Here is a 25884-nt window from a genome sequence, read left to right as displayed (position 1 = left end):
CCGGGCGGGAGTTACAGGACCGTCATCTCCCCGCCGTGCCGGAGCGGTCACTTCACGACCGTGGACCAGTCCGGGGACTGCGCGGGGTCCAGGATGCGCAGCCGCTCCAGCGTGGCCGGCTTCTGGGCGTCCATCCAGTCGGCGAGCTCTCTGAAGGAGACGCACTGGACGTCCTTGCGGGGGCACACGCTCTTGATGACCTCGTCGACGGCCTTCATGTAGATGCCGCCGTTCCACTGCTCGAAGTGGTTGCCGATGAACAGCGGGGCGCGGCTGCCGTAGTAGACGCGGTCGAAGCCGTTCATGTAGGTGTTCACGGTCTGCTGCTGCCACTGGGGGTACATGGCCGGATCGCCGTCGGTCTCGCCGTCGGACTGGTTGTAGAGGAAGTTGAAGTCCATGGACAGGCCCTGGTACTTGCCGCCCTCGTACGGGAGCATCTGGAGCGGGAAGTCCCAGATGCCGTCCTTCTTCTTCGGCCAGATCTGGAAGTCGCCGGCGGAGCTGGCGTCGTAGCGCCAGCCGTAGTCCTTGGCCGCCTTCAGCAGGTTGGCCTGTCCCTCCAGGCAGGGGGCGCGGCCGCCGGTGACCTCCTTCCTGATGTCGAAGGGCAGCGGGTCGAGGTCGGTGTAACCGGTGTGGGTCTTCCACTTCTCCACGAACCCGTAGAACTGGTCGATCTCGCTCTTCCACTCCTCGACGCTCCAGTCGCCGCCGCCCTTCTCACCGCAGAAGTGGCCGTTGAAGTGGGTGCCGATCTCGTGGCCGTCCTTCCAGGCGCCGCCGAGCTGCTCCAGGGTGGTGCGGATGTGCTCGTCGGTGGGGAAGCTGATCGCCGCGCTGCCCTGGGGGTGCTGCGGCGGGGAGTAGAGCTCCTTCTTGCCCTTGGGCACCAGGTAGATGCCCGTCAGGAAGAAGGTCATGTGGGCGTCGTATGTCTTGGCCATCTCCCGGTAGTGGGCGAAGAGGTTGTCGTCGCCCTGGAGGGCGCCGTCCCAGGAGAAGACCACGAACTGGGGCGGCTTCTCACCGGGTTTGAGCGGCTTCGGCTTCAACTGGTTCTTCTGGGGGCCGGTGTAGGAGGTCGAGCCGTCGCCGAGCACCTTGGTCTTCCCGTCCCACTCCGGCTCCTCGCTCGCGCGTGAGACCGGTCGCCGCACCCCGTCCTTCGTGGTCGCGGTCGCGGCGGTGCTGTCGGTGCGGGAGATCACCAGGTAACCGGCGACGAGGGAGCTGACGACGAGGAACGCCGCCAGGGTGAGGAACCCCAGACGGGTGGTGGGACGACGGCGGGGTTCGCGGGCCTTGCGGCGGCGGCCCGACGGCTGTTTCATCTGCGGCTCAATCTCTCGGGGACAGGGGATCGGGCAGTGCCGGCCACGTCGGTGATCAGCCGAGCGGACTCATGGCACGTGACCAGATGCCGTACGGGACGCTGTCGGCGGCCGTGCCGTCCAGCCCTTCCAGCGGCAGGGGTTCGAGGCTCTCGCCCAGGTCGATGCGGTAGACGACGACCGCGGTGGACACCTTCTTCGCCGTGCCGACGTACCAGGCGGCGACGGAGTCCTCGGTCGTGCCGGCCTTCCCGGCGACCTCCGCGGTGGCGGGCGCGTCCTCCGGGTGGGCCTCGCGGAAGGCGTCGGCGAGGGCGGCCTGGACCTCGCGGGCGGTGTCGGCGCCCATCGCGCGACGGGTGCGCGGCTCGGCGAGGGCGACCTTGTGGCCGTTGTGGGTGATCCGCCGCACCGAGTAGGGCTCGGTGTGCAGTCCGTCGGCGGCGAAGGTGGCGTAGCCGCCGGCCATGCGGATGGCGCTGGGCGTGGAACTGCCGGTGGACAGGGCGGGCACCCGGGCGCCGATGCTGGAGGGCAGCAGTCCGGCGGCCACGGCGGTGGCGCGCACCTTGTCCAGCCCGGTGTCCATGCCGAGCTGCATGAACGGGGTGTTGACGGACAGGGCGAGTGCTCGGCGCAGGGAGATCTGCCCGTAGGACTTGCCGCCGTCGTTGCGTGCGGAGACCTTGCGGCCGCCGCGGTCCCAGTACGGGCCTTCGGGCGTGGTGACGGGCACCTCGTCGTCGCCGTTGTAGACGGTCTCCCCGGTCACCGGGGTGCGTTCGCCGTCGCGCGTCTTGCGCACGCCGTGCTCCAGTCCGGCCGCGTACACGAACGGCATGAACGCCGAACCCGCGGGCACGGTGGTCGCGTTGGACTCGTTGTAGCCCTGCTTGCGGTGGTCGGGGCCGCCGTAGACGGCGAGGATCCGGCCGTCGGCGGCGATGGAGGCGGCGCCGTAGTGGGCGGTCCTGGCGGCCTTCGGGTGGTCCTTCTGCGCCTTCTTGCGGGCCTTGGTGACGGCGTCGGTGAGCCGGGCCATGCGCTTCTTGTCGAACGTGGTGTGGATCTCGTAGCCGCCGAGGTCGAACTCCCGGTCGGAGATGCCAGCGTTCTTCTTGGCGTACTGGGCGACGAGTTCCACCAGGTAGTCGCTCTGTTCACCGGTGTTGTACAGCGGGTTGCTCTTCAGCGGCTCGGGGAAGGTCCGGTACTTGGCGCGCTCCTGCGGGGACAGCTCGCCGATCTCCACCATGCGGTCGAGGGTCCACGACCAGCGCTCCACGGCCCGCTCGCGGTTGGCCGCGCCGAGCGTGGGGTCGAACAGGCCGGCGCCCTTCAACAGGGAGGCCAGGAAGGCGGATTCGCTGGCGTTGAGCTTGCTGACGTCCTTGCCGTAGTAGGCCTGCGCGGCGCGCTGGATCCCGTAGGTGCCGCGGCCGTACCAGCTGGTGTTGAGGTAGCCCTCCAGGATCTCGTCCTTGCTCATCTCGTTGTCGAGCTTGAGGGCGATCATCGCCTCCTCGAACTTGCGGCTGAGCGTCTGATCCTGGTTGAGGTAGACGTTCTTGACGTACTGCTGGGTGATGGTCGAGCCGCCCTGGGTCTCGCCCTGGCCGAGGGTGCGGAACAGGGCGCGGGTGAGGCCCTCGAAGGAGATGCCGGGGTCGCTGTAGAAGCTCGCGTTCTCGGCGGCGAGCACGGCCGAGCGGACGTGCTTGGGGATGTCCTCGAGCGGCATCGCCTGCCGCTGCACCCAGCCGGTGCGGGCCATCGGGGTGCCGTCGGCCCAGAAGTACACGTTGTCCTGCTGGGTGGCGTAGGTGTTGAGGTTGTCCGGGATGTCCGTGGCGGCGTAGGCGACCACCAGGAAGAGCGTGCTCAGGCCGAAGGAGGCGAGGAAGCCGCCGAGCGTCTGCCGCCAGGAGGGGATCCAGCGGCGCCATCCGGTGCGGCCCGGCCGGGGGTAGTGCGGGCGCAGCCGGCGGGCGTGGGGGCCGAGCCAGGCGACGACGGGGCCGAGGACGGGGGCCAGTCGGGAGCGGAAGGCCGCGGCGAGGCGGGCGGCCGGGGAAGGGCGAGGTGCCTTGCGGCGGCGGCGTGAGGGGGCGCCGGACGCGGCGGACGGGGTGTCGGACGCCGCCGGTTCCGCCGAGGCGGCGGACATGCCGGACCCGTCGGGTATTCCCCCGTCGGGTATCCCCCCTTCGGGTACGCGCAGTTGCATGGTCTCGTCCGCCGCCACGGGTGGCGGCGGAACCTGCAACTGCATGGTGGCATCCGGCTCAAGAGGCACCTCGTCGCCACCCTGATCACGTCCCCCCCGCCCCGATCGGGTCACGCCCGTGTCTCCCTCCGCGTTGCTCACACAAACGTACGAGAGTAGAGGGTGATGGCCGCATCGGTGGCCGCAACCCCGACTTCCCCCCGCCTCACAGGCATCGCAGTACTCTAAAATTACTAGAAGCCTTCGCAAAGTCCCCACAGGGAATTGGGCGGAGGCGCCGGATCCAGACAATTAAAGGGATCCGCAAGGCCCTTGCGGGAGAGCGCGCGGGAATGCCGCGGGGCGCCCCGGTGCCCGGTCGAGGCCCGCGGTGGATCAGACGGAGGGCCTGCGGGAGGCCGCCCTCTTCTCCTGGGTCTTCTGCGCGTGGGCCTTCTTGGCCGCCCTCTTCGCCGTCGCCCTCTTCGCGTCCTTCCCCGCCCCGGCGGCCGTCTTCGACGCCGCCTTCTTCTTCGCCGCGGACGTCGACTTTCCGCCACCGGTCTCCTCGGGAGCCGCGCGGGGCGTCCCGCGCGACGGCAACCGCCCGCCCCCGGCCCGGGCCGGTCCGCCCGCCTCCCCGCCGCGGGACTCCCGGACCGCCTGGACGCTCCTCTCCAGGGCCGTCACCAGGTCCAGGATCCTGCCGGTGCGCTCCGGCTCGGGCGGTTCGGGCAGGGCCTCGCCGGAGATCTTGGCGGCGACGACCTCCTCCACCGCCTCGCGGTACTCGTCGCGCAGGCCCTCCAGGCCGACCTCGCCGAGGGCGTCCATCAGGGCGCCCGCGAGGTCCAGCTCCCTGTCGTGGACGGCGACGTCCGCGCCGGGGGCGAGCCCGTCGGGAGCGCGGACCTCGTCGGGCCAGAGCAGGCCGTGCAGGGCGATCGTGTCGCCGACCACGCGGAGCATGCCCAGGCGTTCACGGCCCCGCAGCGCGAACTTCGCGACGGCCACCTTGTTGCTGCGCCTCAGCGCCTCCCGCAGGAGCGCGTACGGCCGGGCGGCCGGCGCCCGGCCCGCCGCCAGGTAGTACGCGGCGCCCATCTGGAGCGGGTCGATCTGCTCCTCGGGGACGAAGGTGACGATCTCGATGGTCTTGGCGGTGGGGATCGGCAGGCGGGACAGGTCCTCGTCGGTGATCGGGATGATCGTGCCGTCCGATTCCTCGTAGCCCCTGCTGATCTCCCGAGCGGTGACCTCGCGGTCCTCCAGCTCGCAGAACTTGCGGTGGCGGATCCGGCCGCCGTCCTCCGTGTGGATCTCGCGGAAGGGAACCGCGCGGCTCTCGGTGGCGTTCACGAGCTTGATCGGAATTCTGACCAGGCCGAACGAGATCACGCCGTTCCAGATGGATCTCACGTGCAGCACCTTTCCGGTCGCCCGCCGGTCACTGCCGCCATTTTGTCCCATTCCGCACGAATTATCATCGTATGACGCTCATTGTCGGGCGGGAGGGGCGACGGCTCACACCCGGGCCCAGGTGCTCCGGTCCCGGGCCATCGCGTACAGGGCCTCCACGTCGGCCGGTTTCAGCACGCCGCCGAGGCCGGCCAGACCCGCCACTTCCTCGTCCGTCAGGACGCGCACCTCGCGCGGCGGGCCGGAGACCGACACCCGCGACGCGCCGACCAGGACCAGCACCGGGCGGACCTCGGCCGTCAGGGCGTAGGAGGCGCGGTCGGCGTCGGACCGCAGGCGGTGCAGGAGCGGCTGCGGCGCGTGACGGCCCAGTCCGACCAGGGGGTCGGCGACCGTCACCCGCTGCTTGCGGGCGTACAGGGCGTGCACGGCGCACAGGCCGCCGGGGCCGAGGAGCAGGTGGTGGATGCGGTCGCCGCCGGGGAGCGGGACCGAGTGCAGGACGTGCACACCCGCGCCGTCCATGCGGTCCAGGGCCTCGCCGACCGCCTGCTCCGCCGTGAGCGCCCTGCGGCGCGGGTCGGGGCGGAAGGGGCGCACGGGGCCGGGGTCGCGGTCGAGGGCGATCAGCAGCGCCTCGCCGGGCCGGTTCGGCGCGAGGTCGTCGTCGGGGTGCAGACAGAGGCGCGCCAGCTCGGCGGGGGTGGGGACCGGGGGCGGGCCGACCGTGACCGGGCCGGTCAGGAAGGGCCCCAGCGCTTCGAGGACGTCCTCCTCGCGGTCCGCGCCGAGCAGGTTGACCCGGGCCGCCTCACGGTCGTACCAGGCGATGTTCCTGCCGTCCGGGAGGCAGACGTACAGCCGTTCCCGGCCGCTTCGCCAGGTCGGTATGACGCGCAGTCCGTCCATGCACCATCACCCCACGACCATGGGAACAGGCGTGATGCTCCAGGGCAAGAACCCGAAAAACCCGGTTACCGTGGAGATGAGTTGGGCATGCCCACGGGCGGGATGGTGGGGAGGCGCCGTTGCGTACCCGCAGGAAGCAACCCGACGTGCCGGCCCCGGACAGCCCGTGGAACGAGGTCGTGCCCGGCCTGTGGATGGGCGGACACGAGTTCCGGGGCTCTTCCGGGGGTCTGGAGCTCGCGGTGGTCGGCCAGGAGTTCGACCTCGTGCAGACGCTGCTGCGGCTGCCCGGGCACGGGCCCGGGCCGGGAGTGGAGCACCAGGTGTGGCCGATCCCCGACGGGCCCCTCGACGGGACGCAGCTCGCGGGCGTCATCCGACTGGCCGAGGCGGCGTGCGAGGCGCTGGACGGCGGCCGCACGGTCCTCGTCCGCTGTTACCACGGGTACAACCGCTCCGGCCTGGTCGTCGCGCACGCGCTGATGCGCCGGGGCAGCACCGCCGAGGCGGCGATCCGGCTGATCCGGGCCCGGCGCTCGTCCTGGGCCCTGCACAACGAGCTGTTCGTCGACTACCTGCGGACGGGGCTCGCCACGGCCCGGCTGCTGGAGGAGCTGGCGGAGTAGGCGGGGCGGGCGGTCCCGGTGGGCAGGGCGGGCGGTCCCGGCGGGCGGTGCCGACCGCTCTTGCGGGAGCACCCGGTACGCGAGGAGGGCTCCCCAGTGTCCGGGGCCCACACCGGCCGCCGGGCCCACGCGGCGGTCGTCGGCCGGTCCCGTCGGCGGACGCGCGGTGAGGCTCGCACTTCCCCGGGGCCGAGCCGCTGCCGGCGGGCCGCCCGGCCGAGCCCGGTGCGGGGCCGGGTGGCGGCGCCGCGCACCCTCACCGAGGCCTCGTCACCAGGGACGACGCGGAGCTGGGCGGGGCACCGTCCCCGATGGCGCACCAACACGGGCGGGTACCGGGGGGTCACTCCTAGTGTGTCGATTAATCACCTTCAACCCGTTCGACCTCATATGGAGGCACTGCAATGTCCCTGCGTTCCCCTCTTCACCGCCGTCTGCCCATAGCCCTCGCCGCCGGCGCCCTCGCCGTCGCGGCCGCCGTCACCCCCGCCGTCGCGAACGACGACGGGGGCCAGGGCAACGGCAACGGGAACTCGAGCCAGCAAGGCGGCGACCACGGCAACCACAACGGCGGTGGCAACCAGCAGGGCGGCAACCACAACGGCGGCTCGAACCAGCAGGGCGGCAACGGCAACGGGAACCAGCAGGGCGGCGGGAACTGGAACCAGCAGGGCGGCAAAGGCAACGGGAACAGCAACCACAACAACGGCAACCAGCAAGGCAACGGCCACGGCAACGGGAACCAGCAGGGCAGCGGTAACGGGAACTGGAAGCAGCAGGGCGGCAACGGCAACCAGCAGGGCAACCACAACGGCGGCGGCAACCAGCAAGGCGGCGGCAACCACAACGGCAGTGGCAACCAGCAAGGCGGCAACCAGCAGAGCAACGGCAACCACAACAACGGCGGCAACCAGCAAGGCGGCAACCACAACGGCGGCTCGAACCAGCAGGCCGGCGGCAACCACGGCGACCGCGGTCAGTACAAGGGTGTCGTCACGACGCACTCGCTGGCCCTGCGCAGCGCCCCGTACCGGGGTTCGCAGATCATCCGGTACGCCCACAAGGGCGAGGTCGTCTCGATCTTCTGCAAGGTCCGCGGCGAGAAGGTGGACGGCAGTCCGCTCTGGTACCTCCTCACGGACGGCACCTGGGCCTGGGGCCCGGCCCGTCACATCGACACCCTCGGTTCCGCGCCACGCTGGTGCTGACGAACAAAACACACAAAGAGGCACATTTAGGTAAGTTCCGGGCATGAGCAAGGCCGGAATCACCCTGGCGACGGCGGATCCGCCCACGCCCGCCGTCCGCCTCCCCGGGCGCCGGGGCATCGAGCTCACCCTGATCGTCCTGGCCGTCCTGCTGTCGGTGTACGGATACTGCGCCGTCGGCCTGGCCAGGAACGGCTCCCTCCCGCCCGGCGCCGCCGGTTACGGCGCCGGGCTCGGCGTGCTCGCCCTGGTCGCCCACCTGGCGGTGCGCTGGCGGGCGCCGCACGCCGACCCGCTGCCGCTCCCCATCGGCGTCCTGCTCAACGGGCTCGGCCTGGTGCTGATCTACCGGCTCGACCTGGAGACGCCGGGCGACCCGGCGGCGCCCACCCAGTTGATCTGGTCGACCCTGGGCGTGGCGCTGTTCACCGTGGTGGTGCTGGTGCTGCGCGACCACCGGGCCCTCCAGCGCCACACCCTCGTCTGCGCCGCCGCCGCGCTGGCCCTGCTGACGGCCCCGATCTTCTTCCCGGCGGTGAACGGGGCCCGGATCTGGATCCGGGTCGCCGGGTTCTCCATCCAGCCCGGTGAGTTCGCGAAGGTGCTGCTGGCGGTCTTCTTCGCCGCGTATCTCGCCGCGAACCGGAGCGCCCTCACCTACTCCGGCCGCCGTGTCTGGGGGATGCAGCTGCCCACCGGGCGGGTGCTCGGCCCGATCGTCGCCGTCTGGCTGGTCAGCGTGGGCGTGCTGGTGCTGGAGCGGGACCTCGGCACCTCGCTGCTGTTCTTCGGCCTGTTCGTGGTGCTGCTGTACGTCGCCACCGGCCGCACCGGCTGGATCGCCGTCGGCCTGCTGCTGGCCTCGCTGGGGGCGGTGGCCGTGGGCCGGCTGGAGCCGCACGTGCACCACCGGATCGAGACCTGGCTGCACCCGTTCGCCTCCATCGAGGCGGGTGAGGGTCCGAACCAGATCGCCCAGTCCCTGTTCGCCTTCGCGGAGGGCGGGGTCCTCGGCACCGGGCTCGGACTCGGGCACTCCGTGCTCATCGGCTTCGCGGTCAAGTCCGACTTCATCCTGGCGACGGCCGGCGAGGAGCTGGGCCTGGCCGGGCTGTCCGCGATCTTCCTGCTCTACGGGCTGCTGGTGGAGCGCGGCTACCGGGCGGGGCTCTCCCTGCGCGACCCGTTCGGCCGGCTGCTCGCCGTGGGCCTCGCCTCCCTCCTGGCGCTCCAGGTGTTCGTGATCGCGGGCGGGGTGACCGGGTTGATTCCCCTGACCGGGATGGCGATGCCGTTCCTGGCGCAGGGCGGCTCGTCGGTGGTGACCAACTGGACGATCGTGGCGCTGCTGGTCCGGCTGAGCGACTCGGCGCGCCGCCGGGGCGACGGGGGTGCCGTCCGGTGACCCGGCACATCCGGCGCGCCGGCCTCTTCTGCGCCCTGCTGCTGGTGGCCCTGCTGGTGAACGCGGCCCGCGTCCAGGTCCTGCGGGCCGACGCCTACGAGGGCAACCCGGCCAACCGCCGCGCGGCCATCACCCGCTACCAGCAGCCGCGCGGCGACATCCTGGTCGCCGGCCGGCCGATCACCGGCTCGCGGGACACCGGGGAGCACCTGCGCTACGAACGGACGTACGACGACGGGCCGTTGTACGCCCCGGTGACCGGCTTCGCCTCGCAGGAGTACGGGTCGACGCTGCTGGAGCACTCGGAGGACGCGCTGCTGTCCGGTGCCGACCCGGCACTCGCGCCGCTGCCGCTGTGGAACGACTTCACGCGCTCCCGCAACGCGGGCGGCGACGTCGTGACCACGATCGATCCGGCGGCGCAGCGCGCGGCGTACGAGGGGCTGCGCTCGCGCAAGGGGGCGGTGGCGGCGGTGGATCCGTCGACCGGCAGGATCCTGGCGCTGGTGTCGGTCCCCTCGTACGACCCCGGGCTGCTGTCGGGGAACGGCAGGACGGCCCGGGAGGCCTGGGCGCGGCTGAACGCCGACCCGGACCGGCCGATGCTGAACCGGGCGGTGCAGCGGACGTATCCGCCGGGCTCGACGTTCAAGGTGGTGACGGCGGCGGCGGCGCTGGACGCGGGCGTGGTGACCGACCTGGACGAGCCGACCGACTCGCCCGACCCGTACCGCCTGCCGGGCACGACGACGCGGCTGACCAACGGGTCCCGGGGCTGCGCGGACGCCTCGGTGCGGGAGGCGTTCACCCACTCCTGCAACACGGTGTTCGCCAAGCTGGGCGTGGAGACGGGCGTGGCGGACATGACGGCCATGGCGCAGGCCTTCGGCTTCAACGACGCGGACGTGCGGGTGCCGTTCCTGGTGGCCCGGAGCACCTTCGACACCACGGTGGACCGGGCGCAGCTCGCGCTGGCGTCGATCGGGCAGTACAACACCCGCGCCACGCCGCTGCAGATGGCGATGGTGGCGGCGGCCGTCGCGAGCGGGGGGCAGGTGCGGGAGCCGTACCTGGTGGAGCGGACGACGCGGGCGGGCGGCGGCACGGTGTCGACGGCCGGTCCCCGTTCGGTGCGGCGGGCCATGCATCCGTCGACGGCGCTGCGGATGCGGGAGCTGATGCGGGGCGTGGTGGAGAAGGGCACCGGCACGAACGCCGCGATCCCCGGTGCCGTGGTCGGCGGCAAGACCGGTACCGCCCAGCACGGTCTGGGCAACTCCGGGACGCCGTACGCCTGGTTCGTCTCCTGGGCGCAGGGTCACGAGGACATGGAGGCGAAGGTGGCGGTCGCGGTGGTGGTCGAGGACGCGGCGGCGAACCGGGGGGAGATCAGCGGGGGCGGGACCGCGGCGCCGATCGCCCGGGCGGTGATGGAGGCGGTGCTGGACTCGTAGGGCCGGCGTCCCCCAGGGGCGCCCGGTCACCGGGACGGGATCACCGGCGCCCCGGCCCCGGCCCGCCGTGCGGTCCGTGGCCGCGTCCGCCGCGTCGCACGGACCCGCCCGGGTGGGCGCGGAGGCCGGCTCCGACGCCGGCGGCGGCTCCGTCCGGCGCCTCCGGGGCGCACCCCCCGTACGGCACTCCTTGAGATGACACGGGGAACGCGCCGTTGACGTCCCCGTCGGGTAGATCATTCGTCAACAAGTCCCGCACAGGGGATTGACGCCCTTGCTGACAGGCAGTCTCATAAGGGAGTGAACCGCCGGTAACCCCAGACCTTCCCGGACACGTCCCCCGCACCATGAGGTGGAACCGCCATGACGACCCTGACGGAAGCCGACGCGCTCGACGGCCTGCGTGACGCGCTCGGCCTGCTCAAGGACCGCGAGCAGGTGGCCCAGCGGCTGCTCGAATCTTCCGCCAAGCACTCCTTCGACCCGGACAAGGAGCTGGACTGGGACGCCCCCTTCGAGGAGGGCAAGTGGTTCTGGCCGCCCGAGCTGGTGTCGCTGTACGACACCCCGATGTGGAAGCGGATGAGCGAGGAGCAGCGCATCCTGCTCTCCCGGCACGAGGCCGCCGCGCTCGCCTCGCTCGGCATCTGGTTCGAGATCATCCTCATGCAGCTGCTGGTGCGGCACATCTACGACAAGTCCGCCACGAGCGCGCACGTCCGCTACGCGCTCACCGAGATCGAGGACGAGTGCCGGCACTCCAAGATGTTCGCCCGGCTGATCACCCACGGCGGCACCCCCTGGTACCCGGTGAGCCGGGTCCACCAGCACCTCGGCCGGCTGTTCAAGACGATCTCCACCACCCCCGGCTCCTTCACCGCGACCCTGCTCGGCGAGGAGGTCCTGGACTGGATGCAGCGGCTGACCTTCCCGGACGAGCGGGTCCAGCCGCTGATCCGGGGCGTCACGCGCATCCACGTCGTCGAGGAGGCGCGGCACGTGCGCTACGCCCGCGAGGAGCTGCGGCGCCAGATGGTGACCGCGCCGAAGTGGTCGCAGGAGTTCACCCGGATCACCTCCGGCGAGTTCGCCCGCGTCTTCTCCGTGGCGTTCGTGAACCCCGACGTCTACACGAACGTCGGCCTGGACAGGCGCGAGGCCCTGGCCCAGGTCAAGGCGAGCGGGCACCGGCGGGACGTGATGCAGCAGGGCTCCAAGCGGCTGACCGACTTCCTGGACGACATCGGGGTGCTGCGCGGGGTGGGCCGGAAGCTGTGGAAGTCGTCGGGACTGCTGGCGTAGGCACGTACCGGGGGCGGACGGTTACGCTGCGGGCATGACCCCGCAGGCCTCCACCCCCGCCTACCGGCGGCTCAGCGTCGAGGAACGCCGCAGCCAGCTGCTCGACGCCGCGCTGTCCCTCTTCGCCCACCGCGCCCCGGAAGAGGTCTCCCTGGACGACGTGGCGGAGGCGGCCGGGGTGTCACGGCCCCTGGTGTACCGGTACTTCCCGGGCGGCAAGCAGCAGTTGTACGAGGCCGCCCTGAGGTCGGCCGCCGACGAACTGCGGCACTGCTTCGACGAGCCGCACGAGGGCCCGCGGCTGCCCCGGCTGTCCCGGGCCCTCGACCGCTACCTCGCCTTCGTCGACCAGCACGGCGCCGGGTTCAGCGCGCTGCTGCAGGGCGGGAGCGTCGTGGAGACCTCCCGCACGACCGCGATCGTCGACGGGGTGCGGCGGGCCGCCGCCGAGCACATCCTCAGCCATCTCGGGGTGGCCGGGCCCGGGCCCCGGCTGCGGATGACCGTCCGGATGTGGATCACGGCCGTCGAGGCGGCCTCGTTGATCTGGCTCGACGAGGACGAGCAGCCGCCGGTGGACGAACTGCGGGACTGGCTCGTGGAGCAGTTCGTGGCGGGGCTGGAGGTGACCGCGCGGCGCGACGCGCAGACCGAGGAACTGGTCCGGGAGCTGGCGGCGGACCTCTGACCGCGACGGGCGGCGGTGGGCGGCCGGCCCCGGCGCATGGCCGACACTGAGGGGGTGAAGAGCGAAGACACCCCGTTCGAGGGCGGGCCGATGGACGGGCGCGTGCTGCCCGTGCTGCTGGGCATCACCGGGCACCCGCCCAAGACGTACCGCATCCCCGTCCCGGCCGCGGACGGCGGGCCGCCCACGGTGCTGGTCTACCGGCGCGTGCCCCGGGAGCGGAGCGGACGGACCGGGCTGACGCGGGGCTGGAAGTACCTCTACGACCCCACGGGACGGGCGGGCGGCCGCCCGAGGTGGCCGTGGTCGAAGTCCGGATCCGATCCGGACGCCACACCGGGGGGCAAGCCGGGCGACGCGCACGGGTGACCCCGTTGCGCCGGACCGCGCACACCCGGCGAGCGGACCCGCGGAACGCGCCGGATGCGCGCGACGCGGAGCGGACGAGCCGCCCCGCGTCGGAGGCGATGGCGTGTCAGGAGTCCTTCTGCGTCCGGTGTGTACGGCGGCGGTGGCGGCCGGGGCCGTTCTCGCCCCCGTGCTCGCGACGGCCGTTCCCGAACCGGGCGGCCCCGGCGACCGCTCCGTCGCCGGATTGCTGACGTGTCTTCAGACCCTTTACCGGGAGGCCGAGAAGACACCGAGGCCCACAACGCCACCGAGCAGCGGCTGGAGAAGCAGCGCGCCGAGGGTGCAGGTGCCCCGGCCCGGCGCGAGGATCAAGGTCTCCCCCGTCGCGGCCAACCCGGTCCTGGGCGCCGTGCGCCCCGACCCGGACGGGGAGCCGCTGCGGCTGTACGTACCGACCGAGCTCCCCGAGGGGACGACGGAAGGATCCGACGCGGGGTACGCGGGGACCGCCGCGCCCGCGGCGGATCCCGTCGGGCGACCCACCGGGCCCACCGCTCCGTAGGCCCGACCGGTCGACCGCGCGCCGGGCCGGCGCGCGGGTCGCCGCCCGGGGGGCTACGCGCCCGTGGCGCCCGAGGCCTCCATCAGGTAGGCCTCGGTCTTCTGCGGGTCGAAGAAGAAGTTCTCGAGGTCGGCCGGGTTGTCGAAGGCGTTGGCGAAGCGGTCGGCGACCGACTGGACCTGGCCGGCGGCGCCGAGGAGGTTCAGGACGTGCTCGGGGGGCGGGGCGAGCATGGCGTTCGTCCACTTGGTGACGTGCCGGGCCGTCTCCCAGTAGCGGTCGAAGGTCTGCTGCATCCACTCCTCGTCGAACGGCTTGTCGCCGTGCTCGACGATCGAGGCGAGGTAGGAGGCGGCGCACTTGGAGGCGGAGTTGGAGCCCTGGCCGGTGATCGGGTCGTTGGCGACGACCACGTCGGCGACGCCGAGGACCGCCCCGCCGCCGGGCAGCCGGCCGATGGGGTGGCGGACGGTGGGGGCGTAGCGGCCGGCCAGGGTGCCGCCGGCGTCGGTCAGTTCGACCTTCGTGGCCCGCGCGTACTCCCAGGGGAGGAACTTCTCCATGAGTTCCAGGGTCAGGGAGAGGTGCTCCGCCGGGTCCCTGACGTCCTTGAAGACGTCCAGCGGACCACCGGGTATGCCTTCCCAGAACAGGATGTCGGCGCGGCCCGAGAGGGTGACCGTCGGCATGATGAACATCTCGCCGACCCCGGGCACCAGGTTGCAGCGGACCGCCTCCGTGTCCGGGTGCTCCGGACGCGGCTCCATCCCGTGGACGTAGGCCACCGCGAGGGCGCGCTGCGGCGCGCTGTACGGGGAGCGGGACGCGTCGCGACCGAACATCTGCACGAGCTCGCCCTTGCCCGCCGAGACGAGCACGAGGTCGTACGCACGCGAGAAGTAGTCGAGGTCGCCGACCGCCGCGCCGTGGATGACCAACTGGCCGCCGCGCTGGGCGAAGGTCTCCATCCAGCCGGCCATCTTCACCCGCTGGTCGACCGACTGCGCGAACCCGTCGAGCCTGCCCAGCCAGTCGATCGCCCGCTGCGACGGGCCCGGGTCGTAGGAGCCGGGGGCCGCGACCGAGATTCCCAGCCCCCGGATCTTCGGGGCCTGGGACTCCCAGAAGTTCAGCTGGAGATCGCGCTCGTGCTGCAGGGCGGTGTGGAACATGCACTGCGTCGACATCACCCGTCCGGTGCGGATCTCGTCCGCCGTCCGGTTGGACATCAGGGTGACCTCGTACCCGTGCGACTGGAGACCGAGGGCGAGCTGGAGACCGGACTGGCCGGCTCCGACGACGAGTATCTTCCGCATACGGGGGTGTCTCTCCTACTCGGGGGTTTCGTCGAGCGCGTGGCCCACCAGGGCCAGGAGGGTCTCGATCACGGAGATCCGGCGGCGCGCGTCCATGATCATGACAGGTACGTGCTGCGGGATGGTCAGCGCCTCCCGCACGTCCTCCGGCTCGAACAGCTCGCTGCCGTCGAAGTGGTTGACCGCGACGACGTACGGCAGCCCGCAGCTCTCGAAGTAGTCCAGCGCCGGCCAGCAGTCCTTCAGCCGCCGGGTGTCGGCCATGACGACCGCGCCGATCGCGCCGCGCACCAGGTCGTCCCACATGAACCAGAACCGCTGCTGGCCGGGTGTGCCGAAGAGGTAGAGCACGAGGTCGTCGTCGAGCGTGATGCGGCCGAAGTCCATGGCCACGGTGGTGGTGAGCTTGCCCGGCGTGGCGGTGAGGTCGTCGGTCTCCTCGCTCGCCTCGGTCATCAGCGCCTCGGTCTGCAGGGGCGTGATCTCCGAGACGGAGGTGACCAGCGTGGTCTTGCCGACGGCGAACCCGCCCGCCACGACCACCTTCGTGGCGATCGGTGCACGGGTGCGGTCCGTCTGCCAGGGCAGCAACGGCTCGTCGTCCTCGACGAGCGGGGAGACGCCTCGAGCGGCGTCAGAGACGACGGAGTCCACTCAGCACCCTTTCCAGCAACGCGCGGTCCGGGCGACCCGTGCCGTGGCCGGTCCCCGTTCCGTAGACACGGATCTTTCCCTGGTCCGCGAGGTCGCTCAGGAGCACGCGGACCACACCGAGCGGCATCTGCAGCAGCGCGGCGATCTCGGCCACCGTACGCATCCGGCGGCACAGTTCGACGATGGCCCGGGCCTCCGGCATGATCGCCGACAGCCCGCCGCTCGTCAGTTCCTTGCGCTCCTCGGCGGCCTCCAGCGCGGCCGTGCCCGCCGTGCTGCCGACGAACGTCTCCACGAGCAGGACGTGCCCGAAGCGGGTGCGGCCTCCGGTGAGCGAGTAGGGACGGACCCGGGAGGGTTTGCGGTCACCGCCGCGGACCGGAAGCCGTTTCCTGGGCGCACTGCTCATCGGGCGCTCCCGGCGGACTCGGACTCCAGGGACTTGCGCAGCTCGCTGCGGAGTTCGGGGGTGAGGACGTGGCCGGCCCGGCCGACGAACAGGGCCATGTGGTACGCCACCACGCTCATGTCGCACTCCGCGGAGCCGTGCACGCCGAGCAGCGAGCCGTCGCTGATCGACATCACGAACAGGCTGCCCTCGTCCATCGCGACCATGGTGTGCTTGACCGGGCCGAAGTCCATCAGCTTCGAGGCGCCGACGGTGAGGCTGCCGATGCCGGAGACGACGGTGGCCAGGTCGGCGGCGGAGCCGCGCGGGCCGGTACGGGGCTCCGCCTTCGCCTCGCGGGCCTCGAGGTTGCGGGCGTGATCGGAGGAGAGGAGCAGCAGGCCGTCGGAGGAGACCACCGCGACCGAGAGGATGCCGGGCACCTCCTCGACGAGGTTGTTCAGCAGCCAGTGCAGGTTGCGGGCCTCACTGCTCAGTCCGAAGGTACTGGGCGCGGTCAACTGCTTGCCTCCTCGACTGTGCCCCCCGTGGCCTCTTCGGTTGTGGCGGTCGCGGCGGACGGGGCGTCGTGCGGGCCCGTCTGCTCGGCGATCTCCACCGCGACGTCCCGGCGACCGGCTTCCGCCCCCCGGCGGAAGCCGCCGAGACGGCGGCGCAGTGCCTCGGCGTCCACGGAACCGGTGCGCGGCCGTGGGGCCTGGGCGGGCGTGGTGATCTTCGGTGTGCGCTTGGGCAGTCCCTTGGCGGTGACCGGGTCGTCCTCCACCGGCCCGTCGGGCACGCGTGCGTGCTCGTCGCCGGCGTCTCCGGCGTCGCGGGCGGAGTCGGACGCGGACGGGGCCGCGGGTGCCGGCCGGTCGGGTGTCACCGGCCGGGTCGGCAGCCCGGACTGCCGGGGGGTCCCCGCGGTCGCGGGGACGTCGGACGCGGTCCGGGCGTCGTCGGTGGCGTCGGCGGCCGTGTGCTCGCCGGACGGCCGCGCCCCGGCACCAGGAGCGGCACCGGCCTCGGTGCCGCGGTCGTCGCCGGCTCCGGCGGCCGACGGCTCGGTGACGGCCGTGTGCCCGACCTCGTCGGGCGCGGTCCCGGTGTCCCCGGCGCCCTCCGACGGTGCGGCTCCCGGCATGGCCGGCGGTGCCGTCGCGTCGTCGGCCGCGGCCGACGGGGACGGGATCAGCAGCTCCATCGTGGTCTCGGCGAGGCGCTGGGACGGCATCCGCGCGCCCTCCGCGTCCGCGTCCGCGGCCGGCTCCGCCGCGGGGTCCTCGGCGGGCTCCCCGTCGCGGTCCGCCGCGGGGTTCGCGTCGTGGCCCCGCGCACGGTCTCCCGCGGTGTCCTCGGTGTCCGCGGCGTCGCCGCCCTCGGGCTCCGCACCGGTCTCCGTCGAGGAGCCCGAGGAGTCCGTCGAGGAGTCCGCCCGGGAGGCGTCCGCCCGCGTGGACTCCTGGTGGCGCACGGCCTTCTCCGCGAGGGCGACCAGCGGGTCGTCGCTCTCCCTGCGGCCGTGCAGCACGTTGGAGTTGGCCTCGGCGTCGGCGCCCGGGAGGGAGACGGCGTGGGTGCCGCCGGGGACGGGGCCGGAGGTGGGGACCGCGGAGGGCTCGGCGGAGGCGAGCAGGGACTTGGGCAGGACCACGACCGCGGCGATGCCGCCCTGCTTCTGCTTGCGCAGCCGGACCCGCACCCCGTGCCGGTGGGCGAGCCGGGCCACGACGTACAGGCCGAGGCCGAGACCGTCCTCGACCTCCTGGTCGTAGCCGGCCTCCGGGTCGAACTCGGACAGGCGGGAGTTGAGCCGCTCCAGCCGCTCCTCGGTCATGCCGATGCCCTCGTCCTGCACGGAGAGCATGACCTCGCCGTTCTCCAGCAGCCAGCCGGAGGCCTCGACGGGCAGGTCGGGCGGGGAGAAGGAGGTGGCGTTCTCCATGAGTTCGGCCAGCAGGTGGGACAGGTCGTCCGCGGCGAACCCGGCGATGTGGGCGTGCGGCGGCAGCGCGGCGATCCGGACCCGCTCGTACCGCTCGATCTCGCTGACCGCGGCCCGTACGACGTCGACGAGCGGGACGGGTCCGGCCGTGTGCTGGACGTGCTCGGTGCCGGCGAGGACGAGGAGGTTCTCGCTGTGCCGGCGCATGACCGTGGCGAAGTGGTCGAGCTTGAACAGGGTGGCCAGGCGGTCCGGGTCGTCCTCGCGCTCCTCCAGGCTCTCGATCACGCCGAGCTGCCGCTCGACCAGGCCGAGGGTGCGCAGCGCCAGGTTGACGAAGGTGCCGCCGATGCCGGTGCGCAGCCGCTCCAGTTGCGCGGCGGCCCCGTCGAGTTCGGCACGCAGTTCCTCGCGGGCGTCGGCCATCTTCTGGCGCTGGCCGACGAGGTGCTTGCGGTCGGCCTCCAGGGTGGCGATCCGCCCGGCGAGGCCGACCGCGTGCGCGTGCAGGGCGTTGACGGAGCGGACGACCTGGGCGAACTCGTCGTTGCGTCCGGTGAAGGTGATCGGCTCCTCGGCCCCGGGGTCCTCCGCCCCGGCGAGCCGGGCGGAACCGCGGCGCAGCACGGAGAGCGGACGGGTGAGGGAGCGGGCCAGTCCGGTGGTGATGCCGATGGCGAGCAGCATCAGGGCGCCGAGGACGGCGACGCGGATCTCCAGTGCGGTGACGTCGTCGTCGCGCAGCTGGGCGAGGTCCTTGACACGCTGGTCGAACAGCGCCGACTCCGCCCCGCGCATCATCTCGACGCGCGCGGTGAGGGCGGCCCGGAGCTTCTTGGTGTCGGTGCCGAGTTCGTCGTCGGAGAGCGTCGGCTCGTCGGTGAGCCTCGCGAGGTACTTGTCGGCGGAGTTGACCTCGGGTCCGGTGACCGTGGCGTCGTAGGAGGCGCGGGCGGCCTTGGGCGCGGTGTCGCGGAAGTCGGCGAGGGCGGCGTCGGAGCGCAGCCGGGCCTGGAGCGCGGCGGCGGTCAGCGCGTCGCGCCGCTCGGTGTCGGCGTCCGAGGAGACGGCGGACGTGGACGGCAGGCCGGTGATCGGGTCGATGACGGTCTGCGTGGCGCTCGGCACGTTCAGCGCGGCGAGCAGCAGACCGCGGGCGGCGGCGGCCTGCTGGACGGCGGAGTCCAGCTCGGCGAGCGCGTAGGCGCCGGAGCCCGCGCGGGGCGGGGTCTGCTGGGCGAGCTGCTCGGCGAGCCGGTGCAACTGGGTGATGGCGGCGGAGTACGCCTGGTGCGCCTCGAGCGCGCTGCTCTTGCCGGTGAGCGCGGCGCGGCGGACGGCCGCGATGGCGTCGAGGTCGTCACGCAGGACGTCCGAGGTGCCGGTGTCGGCGCGCAGCTCCTCGACCTGCCGGTCGACGCGGGCGCTGTGCTCCTCCGAGGGGGCCTTGGCCTTGGGGCGGCCGGCCGCGATGTAGGAGGTGACGTCGTCGCGCTCGTCGGCGAGGGAGTGGGCCAGGGCGAGGGCGTCCCGGGTCTGCTCGGCCAGCGTCACCAGGTCCTGGGAGTCCTTGAGTTCGCCGGAGGCGGCCAGGACGGACGGCGTCCCGGCGCCGGCGATCGCGGCGGCCACCACCGCCACGGCCACGATGAGCCGATTGCGCACATGGGTGGGGCGGCCCCTGCCGACGGTGGGCGTCTGCTCCGCCTCCCCCGTGGGGGCCGTCTGCTTGGCTGTGCGACGAGGCCGCGACTTCTGCACCGGTGCTCGCATTCCTGACTCGTGTACCCCTGGATCCGGGTGACGCTCCGTCAACGGGCGTGGACGCTCGCCCCGAGCCCTGGACCGTACTCGGGCAGCAGGGCGCCCGTATCGCTCCCCGACCCTCCCAGCGCCCGTGGGCAGTGGATGCGCATCACCTGACCCGCCACTCAAAGGAGTGAACATCGGACGCGAGTTGGGGAGCAAGTCCCGGCGCCCCGTGTGACGGCTCCGCGCGGGACGCCGGTTGGACGTCTGCGGCGGGCGGTGGCAGGATTCGCCGCCACGCGTTCCCGGAGCTCTGCATTCCCACCCAAAACCGGCGTCTGACCTGCGCGACCGCCGCGTTCCGACGAACGGAACCGGTCTTTTGCGGTCCGTGTGAAGGGCTCGTGCAGACTGGCCGGATGCGTATGGAACTGGTTTCGGAGCCCGGCGATCCGGGCCGCCCCAACGAGGACTTCGCGAGCGTCGGGCTTCCGGCCTCCGGACAGGGCGGTTCGCTCGTCGTGCTGGACGGGGTCACGCCTCCGCAGGACGGGGGCGGCTGTCTGCATTCCGTTCCCTGGTTCACCGCGCGCCTCGGCGGAGCGCTGGCCGAACTGACCGTTTCGCTCCCGGATGTTCCCCTGACCGAGCTGCTGTCCCGCGCCCTCACGCGTACCGCCGACGGCCACGCGGCAACCTGTGACCTTTCTCACCCCCGCACACCCCAGGCCACGGTGGCGCTGGCCCGCTGGTCACCGGAGTCGGTCGAGTACCTGGTCCTGTGCGACTCGGCCCTGCTGGTCGAGTCGGACGACGGCACGGTGACCGCGCTGCTGGACGACCGGCTGGCCCGGCTGCCCCGCTCGGCCCTGGCGACGGACGCCCTGGTGGACGCCACGGTGCGTAACCGGGAGGGCGGTTTCTTCACCGCGGCGGCGGATCCCTCGGTGGCGGCCCGCGCGGTCACCGGCACCCTGCCGCGCGACCGGGTGCGCGCCCTGGCCGCCCTGACGGACGGGGCGGCGCGCTGGGTGGAGCGGTTCCACGAGGGTGACTGGGCGGACTGCCTCACCCTCGTCCGCAAAGAGGGGGCGCGCTCCCTGGTGGACCGCGTGCGGACGCTGGAGCGGGCGGACGCGGACCGGCCGGCGCCGCGGCGGGGCAAGACCCACGACGACGCGACGGTGGTCTACGCGGAGCTGTGGCCCCGACGGCCCCAATGACCCTGCCGGTCCCGGTGGCCCCAACGGTCACCGCGGCCCCGAGGGCGGTGCGCGCCCGGTCCCGCCCCGATCACTTCTCCATTCCGCGGTTCAGCTGGTGCAGCAGCCGGGCGAGTTCCGCGACCTCGTCGGGGTCCCAGTCGGCGAGGCGGCCGGCGTAGCGCGCGCGGCGGGCCTCGCGGACCCTGCTCACCCGTTCGCGTCCCTCCCCGGTGAGGGCGACCAGCCAGGCGCGGCCGTCGGCGGGGTCCGGCTCGCGGGCGACGAGCCCGAGTTCCTCCAGCGCGCGCAACTGACGCGACATCGTCGCCTTGCCGACGCCGATGTAGGCGGCGAGTTCGGTGGCCCGCTGTGCGCCGCACTCGTCCAGACGGACGAGCAGCCCGTAGGCGGACGGCTCCAGGTCGGGGTGGACCTCGCGGGCCATCTCCCCCTGGTTGGCCCGGGCGCGTCGCAGCAGCACCGTCAGCTCCCGTTCCAGCGCGAGGAGTCCGGGCTGCTCCGGAACGCTTCCGGGCCCTGGGGTGGCGGCGCGTTCCCCGCCGCCGTTTCGGTCTTCGTGCACGTGAGCCCTGCCTCGGTCTTCCCGGTCCTGAAGGTTCTCGCCAAGTGGCGGCGTCGCCGCAGCTCCGCCAGTATTTCGCAGGCGTGGATCAACGGCGGCTTCCGGACGAAACGCTCCCCCGCGTCGCGGTCCACGCGCGCAGTTCCCCCACCAGGCGATCGCGTGGCATGCCCACCGCATGCGATGCGGGTCACCCCTGCGGACACCCCGTCAATCATCCTTCGGAGAACACGTCATGCCCGTGCACAGATCCGGCGTCACCCGTTTACACGTGTACACCGCCGTCGCGGCGGTCCTGTTCGGCCTCTTCTCCCTGCCCGGTGCGGCCGCGGCGGACGAGCCCTCCCCCGGCACTCCCCCGCGCGGCTCCGCCCACATGGGCATGGGCGTCATCGCCCACGACGGCCAGGACGGCGTCCCCACCCGGCGCTCCACCCAGACGGAGGGGGTGGACGTTTCCAGCCATCAGGGGGACGTCGCCTGGGGGACCTTGTGGTCCAGCGGGGTGAAATGGGCCTACGTGAAGGCCACGGAGGGGACGTACTACACCAACCCCTACCACCCCCAGCAGTACAACGGCTCGTACGACGTCGGCATGATCCGCGGCTCCTACCACTTCGCGACCCCGGACACATCGAGCGGCGCCGCCCAGGCCGACTACTTCGTCGACCGCGGCGGCGCCTGGTCCGCGGACGGCAGGACCCTGCCGGGCGCGGTGGACATGGAGTGGAACCCCTACGGGGACGACTGCTACGGCAAGTCGCAGAGCGCGATGGTGCACTGGATCGGCGACTTCCTGGACCAGTACCGGGCGCGCACCGGCCGGGACGCCGTCATCTACACGTCGGCCAGTTGGTGGAAGCTGTGCACCGGCGACTACGCCGGCTTCGCCTCCGCCCATCCGCTGTGGGTCGCCCGGTACGCCTCCACCGTGGGGGAGCTCCCCGCCGGCTGGGGGACCTACACGATGTGGCAGTACACCTCGAGCGGGCCGACCGTCGGGGACCACAACCGCTTCAACGGCACGCTCGACCGGCTCCGGGACCTCGCGCTGGGCTGAACGGCGGTCCTGCGCAACGCCGCAGGGTGAGGCGGCACGGTGAAGGCCCGGGCCTCCCTCACGGGACCCGGGCCTTCCCTCATCCGGTCACCACCGTCACACGGCGACCGGAACCTCCGGCGCCGCGCCGTCGGTGGCCGGCGACAGCGCCAGCTCGAGCACCTGGCGGACGTCGGTGACGGTGTGGACGTCGAGCTTGTCCAGCACCTGGGCCGGGACGTCGTCCAGGTCGGGCTCGTTGCGCTTGGGGATGATCACGGTGGTGACGCCCGCCCGGTGCGCCGCGAGCAGCTTCTGCTTCACCCCGCCGATCGGCAGCACCCGCCCGGTCAGCGAGACCTCCCCGGTCATCGCCACATCGGTGCGGACCAGCCGGCCGGAGAGCAGCGAGGCCAGTGCGGTGGTCATCGTGATGCCGGCGCTCGGGCCGTCCTTGGGCACCGCGCCCGCCGGGAAGTGGATGTGCACGCCCCGGTCCTTCAGGTCGGCCACCGGCAGCTCCAGTTCGGCGCCGTGGCTGCGCAGGAAGCTCAGCGCGATCTGCGCCGACTCCTTCATCACGTCGCCCAGCTGGCCGGTCAGCGTCAGACCCGCCGCGCCCGTCTCCGGGTCGGCGAGGGACGCCTCCACGTAGAGGACGTCGCCGCCGGCCCCGGTCACCGCGAGCCCGGTGGCGACACCGGGGACGGAGGTGCGGCGCTCGGCCGGGTCCTGGGCGGACTCGGGCACGTGGTGCGGCCGGCCGATCAGGCCCCGCAGGTCGTCCTCGGTCACGGTGCACGGCAGTTCCCGCTCGCCCAGCTCGTGCTGGGCCGCGATCTTGCGCAGCAGCCGGGCGACGGACCGCTCCAGGGTGCGCACGCCCGCCTCGCGCGTGTACTCGCCGGCGAGCCTGCGCAGCGCGCCCTCCTCGATGGTCACCTCGTCGGCGCCGAGGCCGGCGCGCTCCAGCTGACGCGGGAGCAGGTGGTCCCGGGCGATGACGACCTTCTCGTCCTCGGTGTAGCCGTCCAGGCGGACGATCTCCATCCGGTCCGCCAGCGCCTCCGGGATGGCCTCCAGGACGTTGGCGGTGGCGAGGAAGACCACGTCGGACAGGTCCAGCTCGACCTCCAGGTAGTGGTCCCGGAAGGTGTGGTTCTGCGCCGGGTCGAGCACCTCCAGCAGGGCCGCGGCCGGGTCGCCCCGGAAGTCCGAGCCCACCTTGTCGATCTCGTCGAGCAGCACGACCGGGTTCATCGACCCGGCCTCCTTGACGGCGCGGACGATCCGGCCGGGCAGCGCGCCGACGTAGGTGCGCCGGTGGCCGCGGATCTCGGCCTCGTCGCGGACGCCGCCGAGGGCGACCCGGACGAACTTCCGGCCCATGGCGTGGGCGACGGACTCGCCCAGGCTGGTCTTGCCGACGCCGGGCGGGCCGACCAGGGCGAGCACGGCGCCGCCGCGGCGGCCCCCGACCACGCCCAGCCCGCGCTCCGTGCGCCGCTTGCGCACCGCCAGGTACTCGGTGATGCGCTCCTTCACGTCCTCGAGGCCGGCGTGCTCGGCGTCGAGCACGGCCTGGGCGCCCCGGATGTCGTAGGCGTCCTCGGTGCGCTCGTTCCACGGCATCTCCAGGACCGTGTCGAGCCAGGTGCGGATCCAGGAGCCCTCGGGCGACTGGTCGGAGGCGCGCTCCAGCTTGTCGACCTCCTTGAGCGCGGCCTCGCGGACCTTCTCCGGCAGGTCGGCGGCCTCGACGCGGGCGCGGTAGTCGTCGGACTCCTCGCCCTCCTTCTCACCGTTGAGCTCGCGCAGCTCCTTGCGGACGGCCTCCAGCTGGCGGCGCAGCAGGAACTCGCGCTGCTGCTTGTCGACGCCCTCCTGGACGTCCTTGGCGATGGACTCGGCGACGTCCTGCTCGGCGAGGTGGTCGCGCAGCTGCTGGGTCGCGAGCTTCAGCCGGGCCACCGGGTCGGTGGTCTCCAGCAGGGCCACCTTCTGCTCGGTGGTGAGGAACGGCGAGTAGCCGGAGTTGTCGGCGAGCGCGGCGACGTCGTCGATGGCCTGGACGCGGTCGACGACCTGCCAGGCGCCGCGCTTGCGCAGCCAGGCGGTGGCGAGCGCCTTGTACTCCTTGACCAGTTCGGTCGTCTGTCCCGGCAGCGGGTCGGGCACGCTCTCCTCGATCCGGGTCCCCTCCACCCACAGCGCCGCGCCCGGCCCGGTGGTCCCGGCGCCGATCCGCACCCGGCTCCGGCCGCGGATCAGGGCGCCCGGGTCGCCGTCGGCCAGCCTGCCGACCTGCTCGACCGTGCCGAGGACGCCGGTTCCGGCGTAGGTCCCGTCGACGCGCGGCACCAGGAGCACCCTGGGCTTGCCCGGCGTGTTCTTCGCGGCGGCCTGGGCGGCCTCCACCGCGGCGCGCACCTCCGCGTCGTTCAGGTCCAGCGGGACCACCATCCCGGGCAGCACGACCTCGTCGTCGAGCGGCAGCACAGGCAGGGCGAGCGGTGTGGACTCAGCAGCCATGATCTCCCCTTCGGCAGTCAAGTTGAGTTATGCCGACTCAATGCTCATGAGCCTCCGAATGTTCCCCAAGGGGTGTTCGCTCTGAGCGATCACCCGGAGACGGACGGAAACCCTCCTTCGGGTCGGGGTCCCGACACCCCGGCGCCCCGGCGAAGGGGGCCCTGCCAAGATGAACGGATGGCCACCCCGTACGGCATTCCCGAAGCCCCCGAAGTCCTCGACCGCCGCGAGGGCCCGTTCGGCGAGGTCGTGCTGCGCCGGCACGGCGACCTGCTGCAGATCATCGCGAACGGCTGCTTCCTGATGGACACCTCCGACGGCCGCTCGGAGCGCCGGCTCGTCGACGCCGCCCTGGCCGCGCTCGACGCCGCCGACGCGGCCGAGGGCCGCGGCCCGCGCCCCGGCCCGCACGTCCTCATCGGCGGGCTCGGCGTCGGCTTCTCGCTCGCACACGCCGCCGCGCAGTCCCGCTGGGGGCGGATCACCGTGGTGGAGCGCGAACCGGCCGTCATCGACTGGCACCGCGAGGGCCCGCTGGCCGAGTTCTCCGCCGAGGCCCTCGCCGACCCGCGCGCGAGGATCGTCGAGACGGATCTCGTCGCGTACGTCAATGAGACGTCCGACACGTTCGACGCGCTGTGCCTCGACATCGACAACGGGCCCGACTGGACCGTCACCGAGGGCAACGACGGGCTCTACTCGCCGCCCGGACTGGCCGACTGCGCAAGGGTGTTGAGACCCCACGGAGTGCTCGCCGTGTGGTCGGCCAAGCCCTCCCCGGAATTCGAGGGAACCTTGCGGAATGCCGGGTTCCGGCACGTGCGTACCGAAGAGGTACCCGTTGCCCGGGGCGTTCCGGACGTCGTGCACCTCGGCATCCGCCCTGGATAGCAAACACGCGGTAACTCCCCGTACGCTGCTGCCCTGACGCCGATCATTCAAGCGTCAATCGCAGTCATGCGCAGACGACGGATCACCCCACGGATTCCGGATAAGCACACTTCAG

21 protein-coding genes and 1 pseudogene are annotated in these 25884 nt (G+C 72.6%); 11 read left to right on the top strand and 11 right to left on the bottom strand.

All coding sequences use genetic code 11. The annotated features are described in order from the left end of the window. Positions 1–47: 47 nt before the first annotated feature. The 4 genes from CP969_RS25865 to CP969_RS25850 form a co-directional block, all read right to left on the bottom strand. Complete coding sequence (locus CP969_RS25865) at positions 48–1334, bottom strand: polysaccharide deacetylase family protein (RefSeq protein ID WP_016824634.1); 1287 nt, start codon at positions 1332–1334, stop codon at positions 48–50. 55 nt (positions 1335–1389) lie between these two features. Then, positions 1390–3606 (bottom strand): transglycosylase domain-containing protein, encoded by a 2217-nt coding sequence (locus tag CP969_RS25860; protein ID WP_026084870.1) that lies wholly within the window; start codon positions 3604–3606, stop codon positions 1390–1392. A 330-nt stretch (positions 3607–3936) separates the two neighbouring features. Next, a complete protein-coding gene (ku, locus tag CP969_RS25855; protein WP_451636894.1) occupies positions 3937–4959 on the bottom strand; it encodes a non-homologous end joining protein Ku in 1023 nt (340 codons plus the stop codon). Positions 4960–5064: 105 nt separating this feature from the next. After that, positions 5065–5868 (bottom strand): hypothetical protein, encoded by an 804-nt coding sequence (locus tag CP969_RS25850; protein ID WP_016824637.1) that lies wholly within the window; start codon positions 5866–5868, stop codon positions 5065–5067. A gap of 119 nt (positions 5869–5987) precedes the next feature. On the opposite strand from CP969_RS25850, the gene CP969_RS25845 reads away from it, so the two are divergent. The 8 genes and pseudogenes from CP969_RS25845 to CP969_RS25805 all read left to right on the top strand — a co-directional run. Continuing rightward, entirely contained in the window at positions 5988–6494 is a 507-nt protein-coding gene (locus tag CP969_RS25845; RefSeq protein WP_004983431.1) for a protein-tyrosine phosphatase family protein, read from the top strand. 404 nt (positions 6495–6898) lie between these two features. Further along, entirely contained in the window at positions 6899–7702 is an 804-nt protein-coding gene (locus tag CP969_RS25840) for an SH3 domain-containing protein (protein ID WP_016824639.1), read from the top strand. 43 nt (positions 7703–7745) lie between these two features. Next, positions 7746–9107, top strand: coding sequence for an FtsW/RodA/SpoVE family cell cycle protein (locus CP969_RS25835; RefSeq protein WP_016824640.1), 1362 nt, complete (start codon positions 7746–7748; stop codon positions 9105–9107). Then, on the top strand, positions 9104–10561 hold the full coding sequence (locus CP969_RS25830; protein WP_004983439.1) for a penicillin-binding transpeptidase domain-containing protein: 1458 nt from the start codon (positions 9104–9106) through the stop codon (positions 10559–10561). Before CP969_RS25835 ends, CP969_RS25830 begins: the two co-directional genes overlap by 4 nt. Before the next feature lie 363 nt (positions 10562–10924). After that, positions 10925–11863 (top strand): AurF N-oxygenase family protein, encoded by a 939-nt coding sequence (locus CP969_RS25825; RefSeq protein WP_004983441.1) that lies wholly within the window; start codon positions 10925–10927, stop codon positions 11861–11863. 34 nt (positions 11864–11897) lie between these two features. Next, on the top strand, positions 11898–12551 hold the full coding sequence (locus tag CP969_RS25820) for a TetR/AcrR family transcriptional regulator (protein ID WP_016824641.1): 654 nt from the start codon (positions 11898–11900) through the stop codon (positions 12549–12551). Between the two features lie 54 nt (positions 12552–12605). Then, positions 12606–12920 carry a hypothetical protein gene (locus tag CP969_RS25815; protein WP_026084871.1) on the top strand — a complete coding sequence of 105 codons (315 nt, stop codon included), beginning with the start codon at positions 12606–12608 and terminating at the stop codon, positions 12918–12920. Between the two features lie 322 nt (positions 12921–13242). After that, positions 13243–13464: pseudogene (locus tag CP969_RS25805) on the top strand (hypothetical protein); the annotation flags it as partial. A 53-nt stretch (positions 13465–13517) separates the two neighbouring features. On the opposite strand, the gene CP969_RS25800 reads toward CP969_RS25805, so the two are convergent. Genes CP969_RS25800 through CP969_RS25780 form a run of 5 tightly spaced genes read right to left on the bottom strand, consistent with a single transcriptional unit; the run spans position 13518 to position 19531 of the window. Beyond that, positions 13518–14780 (bottom strand): styrene monooxygenase/indole monooxygenase family protein, encoded by a 1263-nt coding sequence (locus tag CP969_RS25800; RefSeq protein ID WP_004983449.1) that lies wholly within the window; start codon positions 14778–14780, stop codon positions 13518–13520. A 15-nt stretch (positions 14781–14795) separates the two neighbouring features. After that, positions 14796–15434 (bottom strand): GTP-binding protein, encoded by a 639-nt coding sequence (locus tag CP969_RS25795; protein WP_016824643.1) that lies wholly within the window; start codon positions 15432–15434, stop codon positions 14796–14798. Beyond that, complete coding sequence (locus CP969_RS25790) at positions 15415–15843, bottom strand: DUF742 domain-containing protein (RefSeq protein ID WP_004983456.1); 429 nt, start codon at positions 15841–15843, stop codon at positions 15415–15417. Before CP969_RS25790 ends, CP969_RS25795 begins: the two co-directional genes overlap by 20 nt. Continuing rightward, on the bottom strand, positions 15840–16343 hold the full coding sequence (locus CP969_RS25785; protein WP_016824644.1) for a roadblock/LC7 domain-containing protein: 504 nt from the start codon (positions 16341–16343) through the stop codon (positions 15840–15842). Before CP969_RS25785 ends, CP969_RS25790 begins: the two co-directional genes overlap by 4 nt. Then, entirely contained in the window at positions 16340–19531 is a 3192-nt protein-coding gene (locus tag CP969_RS25780) for a sensor histidine kinase (protein ID WP_026084872.1), read from the bottom strand. Before CP969_RS25780 ends, CP969_RS25785 begins: the two co-directional genes overlap by 4 nt. Positions 19532–19938: 407 nt before the next feature. On the opposite strand from CP969_RS25780, the gene CP969_RS25775 reads away from it, so the two are divergent. Continuing rightward, positions 19939–20742, top strand: a complete 804-nt coding sequence (locus tag CP969_RS25775; protein WP_026084873.1) for a protein phosphatase 2C domain-containing protein — start codon at positions 19939–19941, stop codon at positions 20740–20742. Positions 20743–20812: 70 nt separating this feature from the next. On the opposite strand, the gene CP969_RS25770 is transcribed toward CP969_RS25775, so the two are convergent. Continuing rightward, entirely contained in the window at positions 20813–21307 is a 495-nt protein-coding gene (locus CP969_RS25770; protein ID WP_004983462.1) for a MarR family winged helix-turn-helix transcriptional regulator, read from the bottom strand. 235 nt (positions 21308–21542) lie between these two features. Here CP969_RS25770 and CP969_RS25765 point away from each other — a divergent pair, with 235 nt between their 5' ends. After that, on the top strand, positions 21543–22367 hold the full coding sequence (locus CP969_RS25765; protein ID WP_026084874.1) for a lysozyme: 825 nt from the start codon (positions 21543–21545) through the stop codon (positions 22365–22367). 96 nt (positions 22368–22463) lie between these two features. On the opposite strand, the gene lon is transcribed toward CP969_RS25765, so the two are convergent. Continuing rightward, positions 22464–24878 (bottom strand): endopeptidase La, encoded by a 2415-nt coding sequence (gene lon, locus CP969_RS25760; RefSeq protein ID WP_026084875.1) that lies wholly within the window; start codon positions 24876–24878, stop codon positions 22464–22466. 177 nt (positions 24879–25055) lie between these two features. Between lon and CP969_RS25755 the strand changes: the two genes are divergently transcribed. Next, entirely contained in the window at positions 25056–25769 is a 714-nt protein-coding gene (locus CP969_RS25755; protein WP_016824649.1) for a spermine/spermidine synthase domain-containing protein, read from the top strand. Positions 25770–25884 lie beyond the last annotated feature (115 nt).

Source organism: Streptomyces viridosporus T7A (assembly GCF_008704515.1).
GTDB classification, from domain to species: domain Bacteria; phylum Actinomycetota; class Actinomycetes; order Streptomycetales; family Streptomycetaceae; genus Streptomyces; species Streptomyces viridosporus.
The sequence above is the reverse complement of the archived record's forward strand: the minus strand, read 5'-3'. Positions and strand labels throughout refer to the sequence as shown.